This window comes from Methanocaldococcus sp., from assembly GCF_024490875.1.
Classification (GTDB): Archaea; AGJL01; Methanococci; order Methanococcales; family Methanocaldococcaceae; genus Methanocaldococcus.
On sequence record NZ_JACCLX010000044.1, the window covers coordinates 1 to 21,820 of the forward strand.

21 protein-coding genes and 1 pseudogene are annotated in these 21,820 nt (G+C 26.9%); 9 read left to right on the forward strand and 13 right to left on the reverse strand.

What is annotated here, in order from left to right; all coding sequences use genetic code 11:
• Positions 1 to 143, forward strand: a pseudogene (locus tag HZY31_RS07960) (IS6 family transposase); the annotation flags it as partial.
• Positions 144 to 438: 295 nt separating this feature from the next.
• Positions 439 to 1,302, forward strand: coding sequence for a DUF4013 domain-containing protein (locus HZY31_RS07965; RefSeq protein WP_297318876.1), 864 nt, complete (start codon positions 439 to 441; stop codon positions 1,300 to 1,302).
• Here the strand turns inward: HZY31_RS07965 and HZY31_RS07970 are convergent.
• Positions 1,299 to 2,204: an ADP-ribosylglycohydrolase family protein gene (locus HZY31_RS07970; RefSeq protein ID WP_297318877.1), complete on the reverse strand. Its 906-nt coding sequence runs from the start codon at positions 2,202 to 2,204 to the stop codon at positions 1,299 to 1,301. The genes HZY31_RS07965 and HZY31_RS07970 overlap by 4 nt on opposite strands.
• 75 nt (positions 2,205 to 2,279) lie before the next feature.
• Here HZY31_RS07970 and HZY31_RS07975 point away from each other — a divergent pair, with 75 nt between their 5' ends.
• Positions 2,280 to 3,089, forward strand: coding sequence for a sugar phosphate isomerase/epimerase family protein (locus tag HZY31_RS07975; RefSeq protein WP_297318878.1), 810 nt, complete (start codon positions 2,280 to 2,282; stop codon positions 3,087 to 3,089).
• On the opposite strand, the gene wtpA is transcribed toward HZY31_RS07975, so the two are convergent.
• The gene (gene wtpA, locus HZY31_RS07980; protein WP_297318879.1) at positions 3,086 to 4,117 is read right to left on the reverse strand and encodes a tungstate ABC transporter substrate-binding protein WtpA; all 1,032 of its coding nucleotides are present in this window, start codon (positions 4,115 to 4,117) and stop codon (positions 3,086 to 3,088) included. The two genes, HZY31_RS07975 and wtpA, sit on opposite strands and share 4 nt — an antisense overlap.
• 158 nt (positions 4,118 to 4,275) lie before the next feature.
• On the opposite strand from wtpA, the gene HZY31_RS07985 reads away from it, so the two are divergent.
• Complete coding sequence (locus HZY31_RS07985; RefSeq protein ID WP_297318880.1) at positions 4,276 to 6,147, forward strand: aldehyde ferredoxin oxidoreductase C-terminal domain-containing protein; 1,872 nt, start codon at positions 4,276 to 4,278, stop codon at positions 6,145 to 6,147.
• An 80-nt stretch (positions 6,148 to 6,227) separates the two neighbouring features.
• Here HZY31_RS07985 and ribC read toward each other — a convergent pair whose 3' ends face one another.
• From ribC to HZY31_RS08010, 5 genes are all read right to left on the reverse strand, one after another.
• Complete coding sequence (gene ribC, locus HZY31_RS07990) at positions 6,228 to 6,698, reverse strand: riboflavin synthase (RefSeq protein WP_297318881.1); 471 nt, start codon at positions 6,696 to 6,698, stop codon at positions 6,228 to 6,230.
• 17 nt (positions 6,699 to 6,715) lie between these two features.
• Complete coding sequence (locus HZY31_RS07995; RefSeq protein ID WP_297318882.1) at positions 6,716 to 7,189, reverse strand: DUF2124 family protein; 474 nt, start codon at positions 7,187 to 7,189, stop codon at positions 6,716 to 6,718.
• Between the two features lie 69 nt (positions 7,190 to 7,258).
• A complete protein-coding gene (locus tag HZY31_RS08000; RefSeq protein WP_297318883.1) occupies positions 7,259 to 8,404 on the reverse strand; it encodes an ABC transporter substrate-binding protein in 1,146 nt (381 codons plus the stop codon).
• A gap of 130 nt (positions 8,405 to 8,534) precedes the next feature.
• Complete coding sequence (locus tag HZY31_RS08005; protein WP_297318884.1) at positions 8,535 to 8,987, reverse strand: FAD synthase family protein; 453 nt, start codon at positions 8,985 to 8,987, stop codon at positions 8,535 to 8,537.
• 18 nt (positions 8,988 to 9,005) lie between these two features.
• Positions 9,006 to 10,022, reverse strand: a complete 1,017-nt coding sequence (locus tag HZY31_RS08010; protein ID WP_297318885.1) for an AI-2E family transporter — start codon at positions 10,020 to 10,022, stop codon at positions 9,006 to 9,008.
• Between the two features lie 18 nt (positions 10,023 to 10,040).
• On the opposite strand from HZY31_RS08010, the gene HZY31_RS08015 reads away from it, so the two are divergent.
• On the forward strand, positions 10,041 to 11,084 hold the full coding sequence (locus tag HZY31_RS08015; RefSeq protein ID WP_297318886.1) for a glycosyltransferase family 4 protein: 1,044 nt from the start codon (positions 10,041 to 10,043) through the stop codon (positions 11,082 to 11,084).
• Position 11,085: 1 nt separating this feature from the next.
• Here HZY31_RS08015 and HZY31_RS08020 read toward each other — a convergent pair whose 3' ends face one another.
• A complete protein-coding gene (locus HZY31_RS08020) occupies positions 11,086 to 11,793 on the reverse strand; it encodes a (5-formylfuran-3-yl)methyl phosphate synthase (RefSeq protein ID WP_297318887.1) in 708 nt (235 codons plus the stop codon).
• Between the two features lie 160 nt (positions 11,794 to 11,953).
• Here HZY31_RS08020 and glmM point away from each other — a divergent pair, with 160 nt between their 5' ends.
• The 3 genes from glmM to HZY31_RS08035 are packed head-to-tail and all read left to right on the forward strand — an operon-like array spanning position 11,954 to position 15,028.
• Positions 11,954 to 13,300: a phosphoglucosamine mutase gene (glmM, locus tag HZY31_RS08025; protein WP_297318888.1), complete on the forward strand. Its 1,347-nt coding sequence runs from the start codon at positions 11,954 to 11,956 to the stop codon at positions 13,298 to 13,300.
• Between the two features lie 22 nt (positions 13,301 to 13,322).
• Complete coding sequence (glmU, locus tag HZY31_RS08030) at positions 13,323 to 14,552, forward strand: bifunctional UDP-N-acetylglucosamine diphosphorylase/glucosamine-1-phosphate N-acetyltransferase GlmU (protein ID WP_297318889.1); 1,230 nt, start codon at positions 13,323 to 13,325, stop codon at positions 14,550 to 14,552.
• 5 nt (positions 14,553 to 14,557) lie between these two features.
• Positions 14,558 to 15,028: a deoxyuridine 5'-triphosphate nucleotidohydrolase gene (locus HZY31_RS08035; protein ID WP_297318890.1), complete on the forward strand. Its 471-nt coding sequence runs from the start codon at positions 14,558 to 14,560 to the stop codon at positions 15,026 to 15,028.
• 5 nt (positions 15,029 to 15,033) lie between these two features.
• Here the strand turns inward: HZY31_RS08035 and pelF are convergent, their stop codons facing one another.
• Positions 15,034 to 16,377: a GT4 family glycosyltransferase PelF gene (pelF, locus tag HZY31_RS08040; RefSeq protein ID WP_297318891.1), complete on the reverse strand. Its 1,344-nt coding sequence runs from the start codon at positions 16,375 to 16,377 to the stop codon at positions 15,034 to 15,036.
• Between the two features lie 711 nt (positions 16,378 to 17,088).
• On the opposite strand from pelF, the gene HZY31_RS08045 reads away from it, so the two are divergent.
• Positions 17,089 to 17,301, forward strand: a complete 213-nt coding sequence (locus tag HZY31_RS08045; protein WP_297318892.1) for a hypothetical protein — start codon at positions 17,089 to 17,091, stop codon at positions 17,299 to 17,301.
• A 214-nt stretch (positions 17,302 to 17,515) separates the two neighbouring features.
• On the opposite strand, the gene HZY31_RS08050 is transcribed toward HZY31_RS08045, so the two are convergent.
• The 4 genes from HZY31_RS08050 to pheT are packed head-to-tail and all read right to left on the reverse strand — an operon-like array spanning position 17,516 to position 21,341.
• The gene (locus tag HZY31_RS08050; protein WP_297318893.1) at positions 17,516 to 18,406 is read right to left on the reverse strand and encodes a homoserine kinase; all 891 of its coding nucleotides are present in this window, start codon (positions 18,404 to 18,406) and stop codon (positions 17,516 to 17,518) included.
• Positions 18,407 to 18,426: 20 nt separating this feature from the next.
• The gene (locus HZY31_RS08055) at positions 18,427 to 19,080 is read right to left on the reverse strand and encodes an NAD-binding protein (RefSeq protein WP_297318894.1); all 654 of its coding nucleotides are present in this window, start codon (positions 19,078 to 19,080) and stop codon (positions 18,427 to 18,429) included.
• Between the two features lie 29 nt (positions 19,081 to 19,109).
• A complete protein-coding gene (locus HZY31_RS08060; protein ID WP_297318896.1) occupies positions 19,110 to 19,664 on the reverse strand; it encodes a DUF483 domain-containing protein in 555 nt (184 codons plus the stop codon).
• A gap of 30 nt (positions 19,665 to 19,694) precedes the next feature.
• A complete protein-coding gene (gene pheT / locus HZY31_RS08065) occupies positions 19,695 to 21,341 on the reverse strand; it encodes a phenylalanine--tRNA ligase subunit beta (protein WP_297318895.1) in 1,647 nt (548 codons plus the stop codon).
• Positions 21,342 to 21,820 lie beyond the last annotated feature (479 nt).

A 21,820-nucleotide genomic window follows, 5' to 3' on the forward strand; every position in this document is an offset into this window, starting at 1 on the left:
GTGTAGAAAGCTTCTTCTCCCTCCTTAAACGAAAAACTAAGTCCTTCTATAATAGATTCCCTAATAATTCCAAATTTATTACCATTATCTCCTGGCTTAATTCTTTCGCCTCCATCTATAACTACCTCTTATCCTTATCTTGACAATCTCAGTATTTTTGATAGAAAACTTTATATATTAAAAATGTTAATTATTATGTTCGGCGCTGGTGGGATAGTGATGGGCTCCCCCACCCCATCGCTGATAACCAGCGCCTTTTTAGAATGATTTAACACAATTTACAGAAAAATATACCCCTCCCACACATAATTTTTATATGAGTTTTTATCTATATACTTAAATATATTGATTAACAGTAAGAATAGTAAATAATATATATTAAATATTTAAAAATTATTATTTAAATTATAACTTATTTTAAAATTTTGGGGGATTATAATGAGAAAGATAGATGAATATATATCCGAAGCATTTAAATATGCTTTTTCTGATATAAAAAAAGGGTTGGTTGGGGGATTTTTATATGCTATTTCCGGGGTTTTAGGCGCTTTTATTTTTGTAGTATTTGTACTATTAATAAATCCTATGTCTATGAGTTATTATAATTTTGAAAAAAAATTAACTATGTTTTTGGGAATATCTTTAATAATATTTTTAATAAGTTTAATAATAGGATTTTTAGTAAATGGTTATTATGTTAGAGTTATGAAAACAACCGTTGAGGGTTCTAATACTTTGCCAGAGTGGAGTAATATTACTGATTTATTAATAAAAGGATTTCTATATGCTGTTGGAATTTTTATATTATTGGTTATATTCTTAGTACCGTTGATTATACTTCTAATAATTGGGGCATATTATGTAATTAATCACAATATAGGAAATGGATTAATTCTATTGTTTGCTTCATTAGTTATAGGTATAGGTATTCCACTGTTTATTGTTTATGTATTCTACACCCCCCTCGCAGAGGTTAATTACTCAGTTAAGGGCTTTTTAGGATTTTTTGAGTTTAAAAAGATATTTAAATTAATGTCAATAAAGTATATTATTTTGATAATTTTTATTACAATAATAATTTTAATAATAGATATGGTGATTTATTCATTTTTTGCCTTTATAAAGTATATGTTTTTACCATATAATTTAACATCTACTTTATCGATGCCAATGCTTATAGTTAATTTAATTTCTTATGTAGTTACAGGATTTGTAGGATTCTTTATGTCTCTTTTTTCAAAGAGAGCTTATTCTTTATACTATAAAGACAAAATTGAAGAATTAGAACAAAATAAATTTTAACCAAATTTAAGATTATATAAATATTCAGCCAAATTATAGATATATTCTTTATTTTTTAAATTATCTATCCATTTTTTTGGGATATTTTTAAAACCAAAGTATGCTCCAGATATTGCTCCATACATAGAGGCTAAACTGTCAGTATCTCCTCCAGCATTTATGCATTTAATCATTCCCTCTTTAAAATTATCTGTCAGTAGATATGTCCCTATAGCTGAGGGAACTACTTCTCTCGTTAAAACACCAGTTCCAAAGTAGTTATAAAGTGAATCAATATCATTAAATTTTTTAATCTTTAATACTCTTTTAGCAAAATCTTCGTCAATGTCTTTTATAAAATTATAGCATTCATCCAACAAATTAAAATCTTTTTTATCTTTTAGTGCATTACTTACAAAAAACGCAATTGCCAAAGAGCCAGCAATTGCCTCCTTATTATTGTGGGTTATCTTTGAAACCTTTATAACCTCTTTTTTTAATTTCTCTAAATTGTCATAATATAAAATAGCGATTGGATATACTCTCATTGCCGCTCCACATGTTGAACTATCTATTCCAGAAAAATCGTTATTTTTTAATTTTTCAATTGCCTTTAAAGATGTTAATCCAATGTGAGGAGGATTTTTATTGCCCCATTCTATTAAATATTCTGCAAATTTTTTTATATCAACACCATTTTTATTTAAACTTTTGATAATAAAAATTGCCTGCTCTGTATCATCAGTCCATTCTCCTTTTTCACATTTTCCTGCTAAATAATTTTTTGGCTCAACATAATCATCTACAATTCCATAAATCTTTTTTATCTCCTCTTTTTTTAATCCTTCAGTAGCCATTCCTAAGGCATCTCCAATAACAGCCCCAAAAACGCAACCAAATACTTTATCTTTCATCTTATCCATATTCTCAACCATACATTATTATACATTTATCTACATTATTGTATTATTATAATTAAAAATTTTTAGGTGGGCAATATGAAAATTGGTGTCTCAACTTTATTTTTTTGGGAATATCCTATGGTTGAGATCTTCGACATATTTAAAGAAATTGGAGTAAAATGTATGGAATTTTTTCCAGAAAATCCTGATTTTTGGGACAATAGATTTGATTTAGATTATATAACTGAACTTAGAAGAGAGTTTCTTAAGTTTGATGTGGCATTACATAATCCACACATTGAATTAAATCCATCCTCTTTAAATCCCTACGTTAGAGAGGCAGTTATAAAAGAGACGCTTTGGAGTATTGAATTGGCTAAATTTTATAAGTGTAAGTTAATAACACTCCACCCCGGAAAGAGACCAACTAACAGACCTCCAACAGATGAAGAATTTGAAGCATTTTTTAAATATTTAGATAAATCATTAGAAGTGGCAATTGATAAAAACATAATATTATGTTTAGAAAATATGCCCAAAAGAATTAATAGAATTGGATGGAATCCAGAAGAAGTTGAGTGGATTTTAAAAAAATATGATAATTTATTATATATGACCTTAGATTTTGCACACGCTAAAGAATACATTGAAGAATTTTTTGAGAGAGTTTTTGATTATATTGTCCATACTCATATTTCAGGAGTAGTAAATAGAAAAGATCATTATCCTTTAATAAAATCTGAAATTGACTTTACTCCATATATAAAGCAACTTGTAGATTATGGTTATAAAGGAATGTTTAACTTAGAAATTGATGATAGAAGGTTAGGAAAAAATCAACTAACAAAAGAAGAAAAAATAGATGCAATTATTAAAGATATAGAATTTTTAGAAAGTATTATCTAATTTTCTATTTTAACTAAACCTTTCAATTCCTCTGGAACATTACCCTTAGCAATTGCTGGTGTTATTGCTGGCTGTCCATTCTTTTCTAAGACTTCTGGATGTTCTAAGATAAACTTAACAAACTCTATACCCATTTCTTTATGTGGAGCGTTTGTTGGAACTGTTATACCATAAACTATTGGTTTTCCTACAATAGTTTTGTTTTCACTTAAAAGTTTAACATCAACCTTTTTGTAGATATCTTTATATTCATAGTATCCAAGATTTATTTCTTTTGGAAGTTCAATATATTTTAAGTGGTGTTGATTTGCAACACTTTTGTATATAAATATATAATCACAAGCACCTACTTCTAAGGGAGATAATAAATCTGTTTCTTTACTTCTAATTAATATCCTGTTAGTATTATATTCAATATTTGGAGGAACTAATATTATGTATGTTCCATTCTCTTCCTTAAATTTAATATTAGTGTTTTTTAGAATTAAATACTCATAAATCTTTGGATTCTTGTAATAAATTGAGGCTAACATTAAAACTATCTGACTTCTATAACCACATGGATCATCGTTAGGATTTGAGAATCCAAATTTAACATCTGGCTTTTCTAAAATTTTATACCAATTAGTTGAATTTATCTCATTACTGTATTTACTTTTATCAGTGTATGCTAAAACTATCTCATTTCTTGCAAACATAATATACCAATTAGAATATTTTGGCATCAACATTTGGGGTATTAATGAATAATCAGCCACAGCTAAAACATCTGCCTTTTCTTCTAAATCTATTATTTTTCTTACACATGCAACACTACCAGCAGGTTCTCTTTCTATAACTACATTAGGATGTTCTTTTTCGAACATATTTGCATATTCTTCAAAAGGAACTGACAAACTTCCAGCGTGGAATATTTTTAAAACCATTTTTTCCTGAGTAGTATTTTGATTACTATTTTGTTCTGTACATCCGCATAGAACTGTTCCAATAATTAGGAATATTCCTATTGGTATTAATTTTTTTATCATAGATTTTCACCTTTTTTAATTAGGTTTCTAAAAGTAAATGTATTTTGGTTTCATATTTAAATATTATGTTTATCATTTTCAATTAACAAAATTTATAAATTAATACTATTTACAAAAATAATTTATGAAAAATTACAAAAATGCGAGGCATGAGAATTATGAAAAATGCTCTAATAAATGCAACAACAAAAAAGTTTGAGATTATAGAGAAAAATATTCTACCAATAGAGTGGGGGTTATATTGGCACAATAAATTTGAGACATGGAAGTATGATGTCTATGATGAAAAAAATGTCTTTTGTTTTGGAATTGGAGGATTGCCAATAATTGGTGGGCATAGATTAATATTTTCTTTTAGATCTCCACTCTGGGATGGGTTCTATTTTTCATCAATGGGTGGAGCGGGATACCAGTTTAAAAATACTGGATTAAACAATGTAGGTATTATAGGAAGATGTGAAAAGCCATCATTTTTAGTTATAGAAAATGAAGGACAATTAAAGATTGATTTTATTGAAGTTAAGGAGGATTTAAAGACAGTTTATGAAGTTAGTGAATATGCATTAGATCTTTATAAAGATAAGAATATGAGGAGTGTAGTTGTTGGAGAAGCAGCAAAAAGAACAAATATGGGAGGTTTATTTTCTCAAACTGTTAGAAATAGTAAATTTGTTGAAGGTTCAGAAGACTGGGCTGCAAGAGGAGGGGGAGGCTCTGTTTTATATAGAGCACACAACATCATTGGAATTATATTCTTTGGTGATGGAAAGGAAGATAAAGAAAAAAAAGAAAAGGCTAAGGAAATTATTGAAAATTACTATAAAAAGCCAATGAGTAAAGTTGTATTAGAACATACTAAAAAATATAGATATAATGATGAAACGAAAACTGGGGGAACCTTTGGAAACAACTGGCTTTTATATAAAGAAAAAGTTCCAATATTCAATTGGAGAATGCCATATATTAGTAAAGAGGACAGAAAAAAAATTTTGGAAAAAATATTAAAATACTATCTTGAACCTTTCAACAAAGAAAGTATAGAGACAAAAAAATGGACTAACTGTGGAGAACCCTGCCCAGTTCTATGTAAAAAATATAGAAACAGAAATAAGGTTGATTATGAACCATATGCAGCAAATGGAACATTATTAGGGATCTTTGATTTATATGAGACTGATAAAGTTACAAAAACTGTAGATGAGTTGGGATTTGATGCTATTGAAGTAGGTAATTTAATTGCATGGGTTTTTGAACTTTTAGATGTAGGATTATTGAAGGAAGAGGAGTTAAAGATAAAAAAACCAATATTTGACTATAAAAAAATTATTGAAAGTTGTGAGGAAGATATTAAAGAAATATCTAAGCATAATGCAGAGCAGGCTGTAAAATTTTTACACAATTTAGTTAGAGAAGAAAATGAAATCTACAAAATTTTATCATTTGGAAAAAGAAAGGCATCAAGAATATTAAATGAAAAATATAAAGATAGAGTTAATAAAGTTGGAAAAAAATTCAACGACTTTGCCGCCTATATTCCATTTGGTAACTGGGGAGAAATTGCTCCAAATCTATACTGGACTCCTGGATTCTTTATACCTATGGTTATTCAAGGGAGGTATTTAACATATTACAAACCAGAATTTAACGAGCCAGAAAAATTGGCAGAGTTAATTGTTGATAGTATAAAATTAGAACTACCAATAGAAAACTTAGGAATTTGTAGATTCCATAGAAGATGGTTAAAACCTATATTAAATGAATTAACTAAAGAACTTTTAGGCATAGAGAATATTGTAGAAGATTCTTTAAAGTTGTATAGAGACATCTGCGAATACAATAAAAAATTAGGATATCCTGTTAAAATAGAAAGTGAAAGGATTAGAGATTTAATTATAGGACTTGCAAAAGAGTATAATAATGAAGAATGGTCTAAAAAATTTGAAGATGACAAAAATAATGTAAATGAATATGTAAAAAGAGTTTTAGAGAAATATTCTGAATTATTGGGAATTGACTGGAGAATTAATTAATCGTATCTTCCGAAATTTTAAACACTTCCGAAATTTCTATCGTTGTATATTCCTTCTCTGGATTTTGTATTTTTATTTTATTATTCTCTTGCAGGTCCAGCATCTTCAAAACCTTGCCTTAACCCTTTTCCAGCCATTTTTGTTAAATACTCTGGTTTAAATAATAGATAATAAACATTTTCAGCATGTTCTTCAGCCCTTCTTTTAGCAAGCCAATCTAATTCTTTATCATCTTTCGCTTCATCTTCATGAACAAAAACTTCAATTATATGTTTATTTGTCATTAATTGAGCCAACATTAACCCTAATGATGCCTCATGAGCACAAACTTTATCTTTTTCTGCCTTTCCAGGCATACCTAATGCCATTACTATATCACATCCCTCCTCTTCTAACAACTTTTTACATTCAACAGGCAAATCTTTGATTCCTGGAACTGTTCTTCTAATAATCTTAATGTTTGGAGACAACTCTTTTAATTTTTTTATAGCCGCAGAAGCCATATCTACTCTTGCAAATGTTGTATCAACTATTCCTACTTTTTTTGTCAAAATTTTCACCTTATTGTTTATTTTTTATAAATAGAAACTTTTATATATCCATCTATTAAGTAGTCAAAATTTATTTCTTTATCCCATCCTGCTTTTTGGAAGATACTCATAAAACATATTCCAATAACTAATTTAGGAGATAGTTTATTTATTAATCCCTTAATTTTTTTTACATCAACCCTGTATTTAGGCATTGCCAATCCTCCAAACAATATAACAGCATCTACTTTACTTAAACTTTTAAAATCCTCCATTTGTATTCCTATATCTTTTATAACAAGTTTTTTAACATTGTCCAAATCTCCATTAGGAATAAAATATCCTTCTTTATTTCTTATTGCATATCCAAACAATTCAGCAAATGGTTGGCAAACTCCTACAGAACCAACAAATGCAACACTTTTTATATTATTGCTATCTATTATATTTTTAAACTCTCTTAGCATTGGAGTTAAACCCTCATCTTCTTTTAATAATTTTAATAATGACATTTTTTCACCATTTTTAATAATATTTATATCTTATATAAGTATAAAAAAGAAAAAAAATAGAAAGTAAAATTAATTATTTAATATCTCATGATAGATTTTCAAGTCGAATATTATATTTTCTGCCTCCTTATCAGAGACATTTTTTAATCTACCATTAATTAATCCTTGTAATTTCATAGCATCTACAAATTTTATAACCTTTGGAATGACTGGCTCTAATCTGTAATCATATTTTATATGTTTAATTGAAGCTTCCTCTATTGAGATATTTGTTCCAAGCCATTTTGCTGATGCTTTTACAGCCAACTCTTTATTCTTGTTAATTTCATCAGTTGCGTCTTTTAAGAGTTTAGCAAAAGTAATAACTGCCTCTTTTTTGTTATTTAATGCATTTTCAGATGCTACTACACAACAACATGGATGATTTGCCCATGTACCTCCAGTAGCGCTTGGTAAATCCCCACTGTATATAATTACTTTACCAATACCTCTACTTTGTATAATTTCAGGCATAGGCTCCCATGCAATTACAGCATCTAATTCTTTCTGTGCTAACATTTGTGGCATGGTTTTCTGTCCTTTACAGTTAATTAGTAAAACCATGGCACTTTTGTTATTAGGATTTTCAGTGTATGTTATTCCCTCTGCCCTTAAAGCATCTTTAATCATGACATATTGAATAGATGTTGGCAATGGATATCCAATTTTAACTTTATAACCTTTTTCATGTTGTTCCTTTATCCAATTTATAAATTCTTTCCAATTATTTACAGGAATATCTTTTCTAACAACTACTGCTGAACCCTCAGTATGTAAATTCATTATAACTTTAGCCTTAGTTCCCTTGTCAATGTAGAAGATTGCTGGAGGATATCCTAATAAACCAACATCTACTTTACCTTGGGACATTAGATTCATAATGTCTGCTCCGCCAGTTGTGACTTCAACAAGTTTTATATTTGCTATTTTTTTGTCATCTTTATATAGTTCATATTCCTCTTTGGGTTTTACTTCTTTTAAATATATTCCATAATTCTTTTTAAATATATCTGGATAGTAGCATGCTACAAATAACGCTGCATGGTGATCTGTTGGTAAATAAGCAACTGTTAAAGTGGGAACTTCTGAACTTTCTTGGTTTTGAACACATCCAGATAACGATACCACAAATATTAGAGATATTATTGATATTCCTACAAGATAAGATTTTTTCACAATATCACCTCAATATACTATTAAAAGAAAAATGTTAATTATGTAATATATAAAATTTTTTATTTTTTTGCATACAATTTTTCTTATAAGAGAATAAATATATTGTAATATTATCAATTATTGTAAATATTTAAATCTTAATTTCTTTATTACAAAATCTTCTGATAATTTCTTTAACTATATCAAAAGAACTGTGAAATGGACATTTAACATAATTTTTAAATCTAACAATTTCAGGATATAAGTTATATTTTTCAAGTTCTTTTCTTAGAGTTTCTTCATCAAATGTGGTTTGATCTGGACCTAAAACAATTACATCTGGTTTTAATTTTAATATTGGCTCTAATTTATTTTTCAAACTTCCTAATATTGCTTTATCAACAGGTTTTAATGCTTCAACCATTATTCTTCTCTGCTCTTCAGGAATTATTGGTTTTCTTCCTTTAATTTTTTTGACAGTTTCGTCCCTTGCTATTATTACTATAAGTTCATCACCTAAACTCTTACAAAATTTTAATAATTCATAATGTCCAGGATGTAAAATATCAAATGTTCCAGCCGTAACAACTCTTTTTTTATTCATACTCTACCTCTTTAAAATTTAAATTTTTCTATCTCTATACTTTGCTAAATAAAATGCATTTAAAGCACCAACAACTAAAGGACCTATGGCAAATCCACTAATTCCTAATGAAAGTGGCGCTATTAAAAATGCAACAACTACGAGAACTGGATGAATATCTACTTCTTTTTTAACTATGTAAGGTCTTATTATAAAATCAGGCGCTATTGATAAGAATAATTCTCCATAAATAAATAGAAAAATTGCTTTTATATAATCTTGATTTAAGAAATAATATACTGCTATTGATATATATACCATCCATCCTCCTAATATAGGTAGAAGAGCAAATATTCCTGTTATTGCTGCAAACAGTTCTGAATAAGGAACATTTATTATTTTGTATCCTATATAGGAAAGTATTGTAATAATTAAAGAAATCGTTATACAACTTATAAATAAATTTTTATAAGATTCATGCAAATATTCAAGATATATTTCCATTTTTACTCTATATTCTTTTGGTATAAAGGATAGAATTAAATTTTTAATTTTTATACCATCTCTTAAAAAGTAGAATGTTATAAATATAACCATAATAACTTTTATCAATAAATACCCTATATCTATAATTTTATTAGAAATTACTCCAATTAAATATTTTAAAAAATCGTTAATATATTTTATAATTGTTTGCTCGTCTATAAATTTATATTCTATAAATTTATATAATGGTGTTTTATGTAAATTATTAAAAATAAAATTTAAATATTTTCCAAGATTTTCTGGATTAAAAGAATATGCTATATCTATAAGTGTAACTAATGTATAAATACTTATTATCATAATTGGTAAAATAAATATAACAATTGCTAAACCTGCTGATACGGTTCTGTTGAATTTTCTATTTAGTATATTATACAATGGTAAAACCATATATGAAAACGCCACTGAATATGCTAAAACATCTATAAATGGAAAAATAATATATAGTAACATTAACAACAGTCCTATAATTATCGCTTTCCTAATTATTCTAAATTCCGAATCTTTCATAACTATCCCGTGATATCAATGAAGGTTTTAATGCCGACTATATACTATCCACACATTGGAGGTATTACAATACATGTAGAAAATATTGTTAGACAATTAAAAGATGTAGAGTTTCATATATTAACCTATGATAAGTTTGAAGAGAAGAGATATAAAAATGTAATTGTCCATAATGTTCCTTATCTCAAAAAATTTAGAGGAATGAGTTATTTAATAAACGCCTACAAGATAGGAAAAGATGTCATTAAAAAGGAAGAAATTGATTTAATTCACTCTCACTATGCATTTCCACAGGGTTGTGTGGGAGGATTGTTAAGAAACAAATTTTCCATTCCACATATTTTAACGCTTCATGGTAGTGATGCATTAATATTAAAAAACACTACAATAGGAAAATATTTTTTTAAATATTCTGTAAAAAATTCAGATAAAATAATCTGTGTAAGTAATTATATAAAAAATCAACTAAATGATAAAATTAAAGATAAGGCAGTAGTTATTTACAATGGAATTAATAGAGAACATTTATATTATGAGAGCGATGATAACTTTGGTTTATTTGTTGGAGCATTTGTGCCACAAAAAGGTGTAGATATTTTAATAAAGGCTATTGAAGATATAGATTTTAATTTTAAACTTATAGGAGATGGCAAATTATATAAAAAGATAGAAAATTATATTGTAAATAATAAATTAACTCATATTCAACTATTAGGTAAAAAAAGTTTTAATGAAACTGCCTCATTTATGAGAAAATGTAGTTTTTTAATTGTTCCTTCAAGAAGTGAAGGTTTTGGTCTTGTAGCAGTTGAGGCAATGGCTTGCTCTAAACCAGTAATTGCCTCAGATGTTGGTGGTTTAAAAGAGGTAGTAATTGATGGATATAATGGATTGTTATTTAAAAAAGAGGATATTATAGATTTAAAAGAAAAAATTCAAAAATTGATAGATGATAAGGATTTAAGAAAAACATTAGGTAAGAATGGAGAAAAATTTTCAAAAAAATTCTCTTGGAAAAAATGTGCTAAGGATGTTAAAGAGTTGTATGAAAATTTAACTTAATTTATTTGCAAAGATCTTTTAATTCTTTTACTAAATTTCTATCAATTCTTCCATTATTTCTATCTCCTCCTTTACATACAGCACCTCTAACTCCAACAATATCAGTTCCAATACTTTTTAAAATTGGAATGTGCTCCTTTTTTATTGACCCTGCTAAGGCACATTTTAAACCATACTCGTGGCATTCATCAACAAATTCTTCTAATATTTCCTTAGTTTGGAAATCTAAAAGGGATTTTCCATCTTTTATTGCAGTATCTAACATCGCTACGTCACATCCAGAATCTCTCGCAATCTTTGGAATAATTAATGGTTCAACTGCTCCAACTCTATGAGCGTCAGCATAACCTGCGGCAACTACAATCTTACTGTCATTAATATCTTTTACAGCTTTAACAACATTTTTCATTAAATTAACTGCCTGATAGTAGTTTTTAACGCCATATAATCCAACTTTTATATAGTCTGCTCCACTAATTGCCGCTCCTGTTGCAGCTAATGAAATAGTTCCAGGTTTATAAGGAACATCTCCAAGTGTAGCACTAACTAATAGATCTTTTGGAGTAATTTCCCTTATTGCTTTAATCATCCAAGGGAAATTAGCACCTAATGAACCCTCTTTTGGGTTTTTCACATCTATTATATCTGCTCCTCCTGCAATAGCCTCTTTTGCCTCTTCAACATCGATTGGACTTACTAAGAGTATCATAATGTTACACCTACCAAATATTAATTCTTTACACTTAATTAACTCATACATTTATACCTTGTTATAATATAAACATTATTATCAATAATATATTTCAACTATTAAAAATTTTTACCTTTAAAATCTTTAATAATTAAGATAATCTAAAAATGGTGGTAAAATGGGTAAATTGTTTGGAACTTCTGGAATAAGGATGAAAAATTTATCCCCAAAAATTGCATATAAAGTGGGATTGGCAATAGCTAAGAAGTATAAAAATGTTGTTATTGGGAGAGATACACGAACTACTGGAAAGTTGATTGAAACTGCACTATCTGCTGGTGTTTTAAGAGGAGGAGGGGAGATAACATCTATTGGAGTAGTTCCTACTCCTGTATTAGGTTTTAATGCGAGAAATTATGATGTTGGAGTTATGATAACTGCCTCACATAATCCACCAGAATACAATGGAATAAAGCTTTTTAATAAAAATGGTTTAGCATTTAATAAAAAAGAAGAAGATGAAATTGAAGAAATTATATTCAAAAAAGATTTTAACGAGGTAAATTGGGATGAAGTGGGAGAAATATGGAAAGATAACAGAGGTATAAAAAATTATATGGACTACATCTTAGAAAAGATTGAAGTAAATAAAAAATTTAATGTAATTGTTGATTGTGCCAATGGCTCTGCCTGTTTAGTATCTCCTTATCTATTTACAGACATTGGTTGTCATGTAATATCAGTTAATAGCCATATGGATGGAAGATTTATTGGTAGATTACCAGAACCTAATGAAAAAAACCTTAAAAAAACTATGGATATGATTAAAGGATTAAATTCTGATGGAAATAGTTATATTGGAATTGCACACGATGGGGATGCAGATAGAATGGTAGCAATAGACGAAAAAGGAAGATTGGCAGATTTTGATAAATTATTAGCGGCATTTTCAAGATATATAGTTGAAAAAACTGGAACTAAAACTATCGTTACTACGGTAGATGCTTCAATGGTCATTGATGAGTATTTAAAGGATTTAGATGTTGAAGTAAAAAGAACTAAAGTAGGAGATGTTTATGTTGCTCAAGAAATGATTAAATCTTCATCTATCTTTGGTGGAGAACCTTCTGGAACTTGGATTCATGGGGATATACATTTAACTCCTGATGGAATTTTAAGCGGGTTAAGAATATTAGAGATGTTAGAATATTACAATAAGAAATTATACGAAATTTTGGATGAAATTCCTTCATATATAAATTTGAGAGAAAAAATTTACTGTGAAGATGAAAAAAAAGAAAAAGTAATGAATTATGTTATTGAAAATGGAGAAAAAATTTTTAAAACTCCCCCAGAAACTGTTGATGGAGCAAGGTTTAACTTGCCAAATGGTTGGATTTTAATAAGACCTTCTGGAACTGAGCCATATATTAGAATTAGAGTTGAAGCGAAAAATATGAGTGTATCTAAAAATTTATTAGAAAAAGGAATAAAATTAGTTAAAAATGGGCTTTCATTAACATAAATTATTTTTTTTGGTGATGTAAATGGACGCTATAATATTATGTGCAGGGAAAGGAGAAAGATTAAAACCCCTAACTGAAAATAGGCCAAAACCTATGATTCCAATAGCTGGTAAGCCAATTTTACAACACATAATTGAGAAAGTTGAGGATTTAGTAGATAACATTTACATAGTTGTTAAATATAAAAAAGAAAAAATTATTGATTACTTTAAAGATTATCCAAAAGTTAAGTTTTTAGAGCAAGGAGAGATAGAAGGGACAGGAGAAGCAGTTTTAACTGCCAAGGATTATGTGAGCGATGAGTTTTTAGTAATAAATGGAGATATAATATTTGAAGATGATTTAAGGAGATTTTTAAAATATAAATATGCCATTGCTGTTAAAGAAACAAAAAATCCTGAAAATTTTGGAGTTGTTGTCTTAGATGAAGAAAATAATATTGTAGAAATACAGGAAAAACCAAAAAATCCTAATTCAAATTTAATTAACGCTGGAATATATAAATTTGATAAAAAGATTTTTGATTTAATTGAAAAAACAAAAATTTCTGAAAGAGGGGAGAGAGAAATTACAGATGCTATAAAACAACTTATTAAAGAAGAAAATGTTAAAGGTATTAAATTAGAGGGATATTGGAACGATGTTGGAAGGCCATGGGATGTTTTAGAAGCAAATAAATATCTTTTAAATAAAATAAATAGAGATATAAAAGGAAAAGTTGAAGAAAATGTCGTCATTAAAGGAAATGTAATAATTGAAGAAAATGCTATTATAAAAGCAAATTCAGTTATTGAAGGTCCAGCAATTATTAAAAAAGGTTCTATAATTGGGCCGTTGGCATATATAAGACCATACACAGTTTTAATGGAAAATACTTTTGTTGGAAATTCCTCCGAAGTTAAGGCAAGCATAATAATGAAAAATACAAAAATTCCGCATCTCTCTTATGTTGGAGATAGTATTATAGGAGAAAATTGTAATTTTGGATGCAATACAATCACTGCAAATTTGAGATTTGATGATAAACCAGTTAAAGTAAATATAAAAGGTAAAAGGGTTGAGAGTGTAAGAAAATTGGGAATAATAATGGGAGATAATGTTAAGACAGGAATTCAAGTCTCTTTTATGCCAGGAGTTAAAGTTGGAAGCAATTGCTGGATTGGAGCAAGTTGTTTAATTGATAGAGATATAGAAAGTAATACTTTCGTATATAAAAAGGATGAGTTGATTTTTAAAAAATTAAATTGGTGAAATTAATGATTATTGGTCCTAATACATCAAAAAATTTTTTTAAAGATTTAAAAGATGAGCAAATACAACAGTGTGGGATTGATTTAAAGGTTTGGAAAATATTTAAAATAGATGGAGAAGGCGTTATTGACTTCTCAAACGAAAAAAGAAAATTACCAAAATATATTGAGATATTCAACTCTGAAAAAGATGAATTTATAAAATTAGAGAGTGGAGTTTATATTGTGAAAATAGCTGATTATATAAAAATCCCCAATAATGTGGCGGGATTTACATTTCCAAGAAGTTCTTTATTGAGGATGGGAGCAACTATATACTCAGCAGTCCATGACCCTGGTTATGAGGGAAAGCCAGAATATTTATTGCAAGTTTTCAACCCAATAACTATTCATAAGTTTGCAAGAATTGCACAAATAGTTTTTTTGGAATGTAAAGATGTTAGTAGTGTTTATAACGGCATTTACAAGGGGAAATAAATATATTAAGATAATTTTATAAACACTTTTCTATATTCTTCTACCATTTTTGTTAAATCAAACTTTTCAACGACAATTTTTCTGACTTTCTTAGAAACTATTTTAATTTTTTCTGGTGTAAATCTTTTAAATATGTGTAATAAATTTTCAAGACCTTTTTCTATATCCTTTTCTTTGTTATAATAAATATAGCAAATATATTTACATGCTCCTACATTAGAACAGATTGCTGGAACGCCACATGACTGTGCTTCAAGAATAGATAAAGGTAAACCTTCGGATAAACTTGTACTTAAATATAAGTGAATCTTTTGGTAAAATTTTAAGGGCTCATTTGATATTCCTAAAAATTTAACAGGATATCCATATTTTTTGTTTAAATTAAAAACTTCTTTGGCATATTCTTCACTTTCTATTGGTCCTACATGCCAAAATTCAATGTTTTTTAATCTTTTAGTTATGTAATTTGCAATCTCGACATATTCTTTAATACCTTTTATTGGATCTATTCTAGATACATTTCCTACAATAATTTTTGAATAATCTTTTCTCTTAGGCGGCACAAATTTTTTTGTATCAATTCCAGTATATATTACTTTTATTTTATTTGGATTACAACCATTTTTAATAGCGTGTTCTTTATGATAATCAGAAATAGGTGTTAGAAGATTACAATGTTCGTATGTAGTAAGCATCATAGCTTTATAAATATTTTTAATATATTTATGAACTTCTTTATTAATTTCACTATTTTTTAATATGTATGTAATCTCTTTTAATATTATTCCATGCTCACTTACTATTAAAGGTTTATTTAACTTATATTTTAAAGAGCACCCTAATAGCCCACAAAAACCTACATTTAACGAAAATAATAGATCTGTATTTCTGAATAGTTTATCTAATATTATATTCATCTTTTTTGCGATATGAGTAAGGATAATAAAATAATTTGAAATAGCCCAAAAGTAATGATTAAAAGGCACATTTAACATATCTTTCTTATAAATATTTACTAAAACATTAAAATATTCTGGAGAAAAAATGCAAAATCTATTTAAATTTTTTAAATCTTTTATATTTAATTTTTTTCCATTAAGCATTTTATATGTTAATATTTTTGTCACTTTATGATTAACAAAATTATTATTTTCTGGTCTACTAATATCTATCCAAAATATTTCTTTTAAATTTTTTGATTTATATTTGATAATTTTTTCTTTATATGTCAAACTGATGCAATTAAATTCAAAATCTAATAAATTTGAAACCAAATTATGTGTCCAAACAGATACTCCACCTAATTTTTGAGGATAAGATCCTTCCGCTATAATTGTAACTTTTTTCATTACAATCCCCATTTAAAAAGGTATTTAAGATAGTAATAAAACAGACTTCTTATTAACTCATCGTATGTAATATTTTTATATTTATAATAAATTAAAATTGAAAAAATTAATGTAGTAATTATTATTAAACTTAGTAAATTCAATAAATAGAAAAATAATAATATCCCTAAATATTTTATGTTATCGATTTTATTAAAAAATTCATTAATTTTTATAATATATATAAATAATGCCATACTCAAAAAGTAAATTACCCAAAATATATCATTTTGATTTAAAATTAAAAATATAATTCCAACTACTAATAAAGTAATTATATCATATGTTAAATATTTAAAAAATATTTTTAGTATCATTTTAATATTATTTTTAATTATTTCATAATGCCCTTCAAGGATATTTACTGTATATTTTTCTATATCAACATATAATTTAAATAAATAAAAAAAAGAAACTTGCAAAATCAATAAATAATATATATTAGTGTTATAACTTATTAAAGGGTCAAATAGTAAAATATTTAGTATAAAATTATCAATAGCCAATATTAAAGTTTCTAATAAATAAAAAGTACAAATATTAAACTTCTTTTCGAATTTAAATTGATATATTTCTCTTATAAATAAAATAACAAAGCATATTACAAAAAATGAAATATATATTAACGAATTTAATTTAAAAATAAATATAAAAAATAGAATTAAAAGACTTATGAAAAATATTAAAATACATTTTTTAATAGTCCAAAATGGAGATATAACATTTAAATATAAAGACAGTATAAATAAAAATAATATTTCATTAACATTATTAATTGGATTTAAAAACAATACAAACAAAGGAGACATAAAGACACTAATAAAAAAGAAGAAAATTGAGAGTAAAATTAAGTTTTTTGATTTTGTAAATAAAGCATCAAAATAAAATTTTATAAAAATTGAATTAAAAAAGGAATTAACAATAAGTAACATAATTAATAAATTGAATAACTCTTTATTTATATTGTTAAATAGAAAATTTAAAGCAAATAAATTTGTAAAAAGTGTAAATACATAAAGAAGCCCAGAATCTATTACAATCTCTTTATTTTTTATTTTGTAAGTAATAGCGGCCATTGACACTCACATTTTTAAATATATTAAATTAATTCAACACCTTTACCAACTTCAGTTCTTATGGTATTTTTATAATAATCTCTTAAAATTTCTTCTACATCATCAATAAACTCTTCTTTTGGAAATACAATTATTGAAGGTCCAGAACCACTTATTGTAATTCCATAAACTTTACCTTTAACTTCTTCTTTAACTTTAAAGTAATTAGGGATGAGTTTTCCTCTAACTGGCTCTATAATTTTGTCAGACATCATATATTTTCCAAATAAAAATTTATCTTTATTATATAAAGCATAAACCATTCCACAGGCTTTTCCTACATTATTTACTAAATCTTTTAAATTTACACTTTTTGGTAAAATCTCCCTTGCTTCTTTTGTATTTATGGATATATCTGGAATGGCTATTAAAATATCAAGTTTAAAATTAATTGGTATATGTAAAACTTCTAATGGTTCATAGTTAGTTACCATAGTAAAATCTCCATATATTGCTGGGGCAACATTATCAGCATGCTTTGCATTTGAAGATGCTAACTCTCCATAGGAAGCATAATCCACCAATTTTAATTTATTTAGGTTTAGATTAAACAGTTTATTTATTGCATAGGCTGTTCCAGCAGATGATGCGGCAGAACTACCAAGACCACTACCAGCTTTAACTCCTTTTTTTATTTTAATTTTAACTCCTTTCTCAATATTAAAGTCATTTAACATCTTTTTAGCAACTATTCCAGCAACATTCTCATCAGGATTCGTGGGAATATTTTTATCATCTACTTTTATAACAATCTCTTTCTCATCTAATTCTTCAACTTCAACAATATCATAAGGTTCTTTTAAGCATAAACCAAATACATCAAATCCTACTCCTAAATTAGCAGATGTACAAGGAGCTTTTACTTTAACTTTCAAATTTTCACCTTTTATAATAATTATTCTAAAAACATCTTTCTTATAATATCTACCGCATCTTTTTTTACTAAAACTAAAACTCTATCTCCTGGTTTTAATTCAATATCTCCACTAGGTATTTTTAATTCATCTTTGTCATAAATAGCAATAATTAAATAATTTTGTGGCCTACCAAGTTCTTTTATTTTTTTGTAAGCCACCTTTGACTTTTCGGGAATTATAAATTCTAAAATCTCTGCCTCTCCTCTTCCTATAATAGTTAAATCTAATATTCCCGGTCTATCAATTAATTTTTCTATATAATTGGCGGCTATTAATTCTGGAGAAACAACTACATCAACCCCTAACCTTTCAAAAACATCTTTATACTCTATTTCAGAAATTCTTGCAATTGTTTTATCAACTCCATAACTCTTTGCAAGTAAAGAACTCATTAAATTAACTTCCTCTTTACCAGTCACCGCTATATATATGTCAGCATCTTCAATTCCTGCCTCTTCTAATGTCTTTGTTTTCGTGCAATCTCCATGTATAACTAAGGCATCAATTTCAGCAGAAACTTTGTTACATATCTCTTTATTACTATCAATTAAAACAATATCATGCCCCTTATCGCACAATGACTTTGCCAAAGTATAACCAATTCTACCAATTCCTGCAATAATTATAATCATAAAATATCACCAAAGAATAAAAATATTATTTAAAGAATAATTTTTTCATAGAATTCACTATATCCAAAATGCCAATGGACGATTTTTTTCTTTAATTCCTCTTCAAGTTTTAATATATTATCAAACTCCTCTTTATTTAAATATCCTATGTATCCTCTTTTTATAGCCTCCTTACATTTTAAACTACAAGGAATAAAGCCAGATGGTAATACAATGGCATAAACTCCTTTATTTTTTAAATCATCTCTTATTTCATCAACCTCTTTTAAATGCTCATTATCAATAGATATTCTAACATTTTCAACGAAAGATTTTATGCAACATTCTGGATATTCTAAAAGTTTTCCTATCTCATAGTCATCCAATCTCCTATAAATTCCAAGTTCTGTTGAAACTATTGGATCTATTGCTGGCCGAACTTTTGGCTTATATTTTTCAACAATTTCAATTTGAAACTTCAATCTATCAATTATATTTTTATATTGGAATTCATCTAAACTTTGAATATGTTTTTTTAAAATTTTAAAATCTTCTAATTCTCCATTTCTTAACTTTTCAATTTTATATAGCAGTTTTTTAAGCATATTTTCCATATTTTCACATTAATTATTATTTTATTCAATTTCTAACTCAAATCCAACGACTGGATGCTCTAATTCAAAGTTAACTATAACCTCTGGATGAATTTCTCCAAAATAGCCAATCATCTTCCCATCTTTCAAAATTTTAGCACATCTTCCTTTAATAAATGATGGATGATCATAATTTTCAAGTTCATATTCAATTTTTAGTTCTCTCAATAAACCCTCTACATAACTCTTTATTTCATTGAAGTTTGTTTCACTGTCTAAAATAACTCCACCTATCTTTTTCACAACCCTTGATTTTGTCTCCATACTTTCATCAATAACAACACAGTCACCAATTTCAAATAGTTTATGAGGCAACTCTTTATGTTTATTAATTCTCAAAGTTTCCATTAGTAATGGTAGAAGACTCTTTCTAACAATTCTATGTTCAATTGATGCTGGTTTTAAAACTTCTATATAGTTGTCATCTTCAATTCTCATCTTTTTAAATAAAATTTCATCATTTGATAGCATTAAGTTTATAACTTCATAAAATCCAAAACCAATCATTATTTCTCTTATAAAGTCACATTTCTTTTCTAATTTGTCGAGTTCTCCGATTGTTGCAATACTTGGATATTCTCCAAAGAACTTATCGTATCCATAACCTATAGATACTTCTTCGGCAATGTCTATTTCACCAAATACATCAACTCTATATGGGGGAATAATAACCTTCAACTTATTATCTACAAATTGAGCATCCAACCTACATCTCCTTAAATAATTTATTATCGCCCCAGGAGTTAGATTTGTTCCTAAAACTCTATTTATATAGTCAGGAGTAGTTATTATAGCATCTTCTTTTAAATTTGGGTAAATATTAGATATTTTATTTTCAATTACTTCAACTGAATGTATTTTTGCATACTTTCTTTCAGCCAATGCAGTTACAATAATGTTTAAAGTTTTTTCAACTAAATATTTGTCAATTCCAGTAACATCGATGAATAAATTTCTTGTCTCAGTAGTAACTTTTGTTAATTCTCCGTTGATTATTGGAGGCATAGATAAAACATTACCTTCACTATCTAAGATTATTGGAAATTTATCATCTTTAATTAAATGACCATATTTAATTCCTTTTTCGTGTTTTTCTAAAATTTCCTTTGGAGTCATTTCTTCATCACAGTTTAAAGGAACAAATTTAATTTCATCTCCTTTAACTTCTTTGTAGTAAAATGGTGGCTTAACCTTATCAAAGTCGTGTATTCCTATAGCCACCTTTTTTCTATCTCTTCCCAAAACCCAGTGTAATTTCTCTTGTAAATTAATTATACTCTCCAAAACATAGTCATCAATAATAATCCCTTTAATTAACGCTCCCGCTATGTATGGTCTTGTGGTAACATTATCAACAAATAATTTTACATCTGAAACTTCAACATCGTATTTCTTTAAACCAGTTTCTATTCCTATAAAACCTCTAAAACCTCTTGCTAAACCTTCAACACTTAAATAATCTGGTCTATTTGGATTTATTGAAAATTGAATTATCTTTTCTCCATCTTCTTCAAAAATTTCTTCCACTTCCACACCCATCATTGGAAACTTGCTCTCTATAAACTCATCCTCTAAGGGCATATTTACCAATCTTTCTAAGTCAACTTTTTTTACATTTATTGTTGGCATGTAATCACCAGTATTATTTTTTTAATAATAAAATTCCATCAGATATTTTAATTTATCTCTAATATTTTAGTTTAAGTTTGTATAATTTAGTTATTATTTATCTCGCTAAAAATTTTTATTTTTTAATTTAGAGGAGTTTAATTTGAGATTATTGAATTTTAAAAATTTTTATCAAATTTCGAAGGGTCAATTACCCCTGTTATTTATATACCTCCGAACTTATATATAAATTTTTCTATTTTGATTTATTTGCTTAAAATCCCTTAAAATTTTTAATTTAAACCTAATTATCAGGAAAAATTTAAGATAAAAATAAAGTAATAAAATCTCCAAAAAATCTCAATAATTTAATAAAATTAAATATTCAAATTAATTAAAATAAAAGACCCTTCGAAATTTGATAAAAATTTTTAAAATTCAATAATCTCAAATTAAACTCCTCTAAATTAAAAAATAAAAATTTTTAGCGAGATAAATAA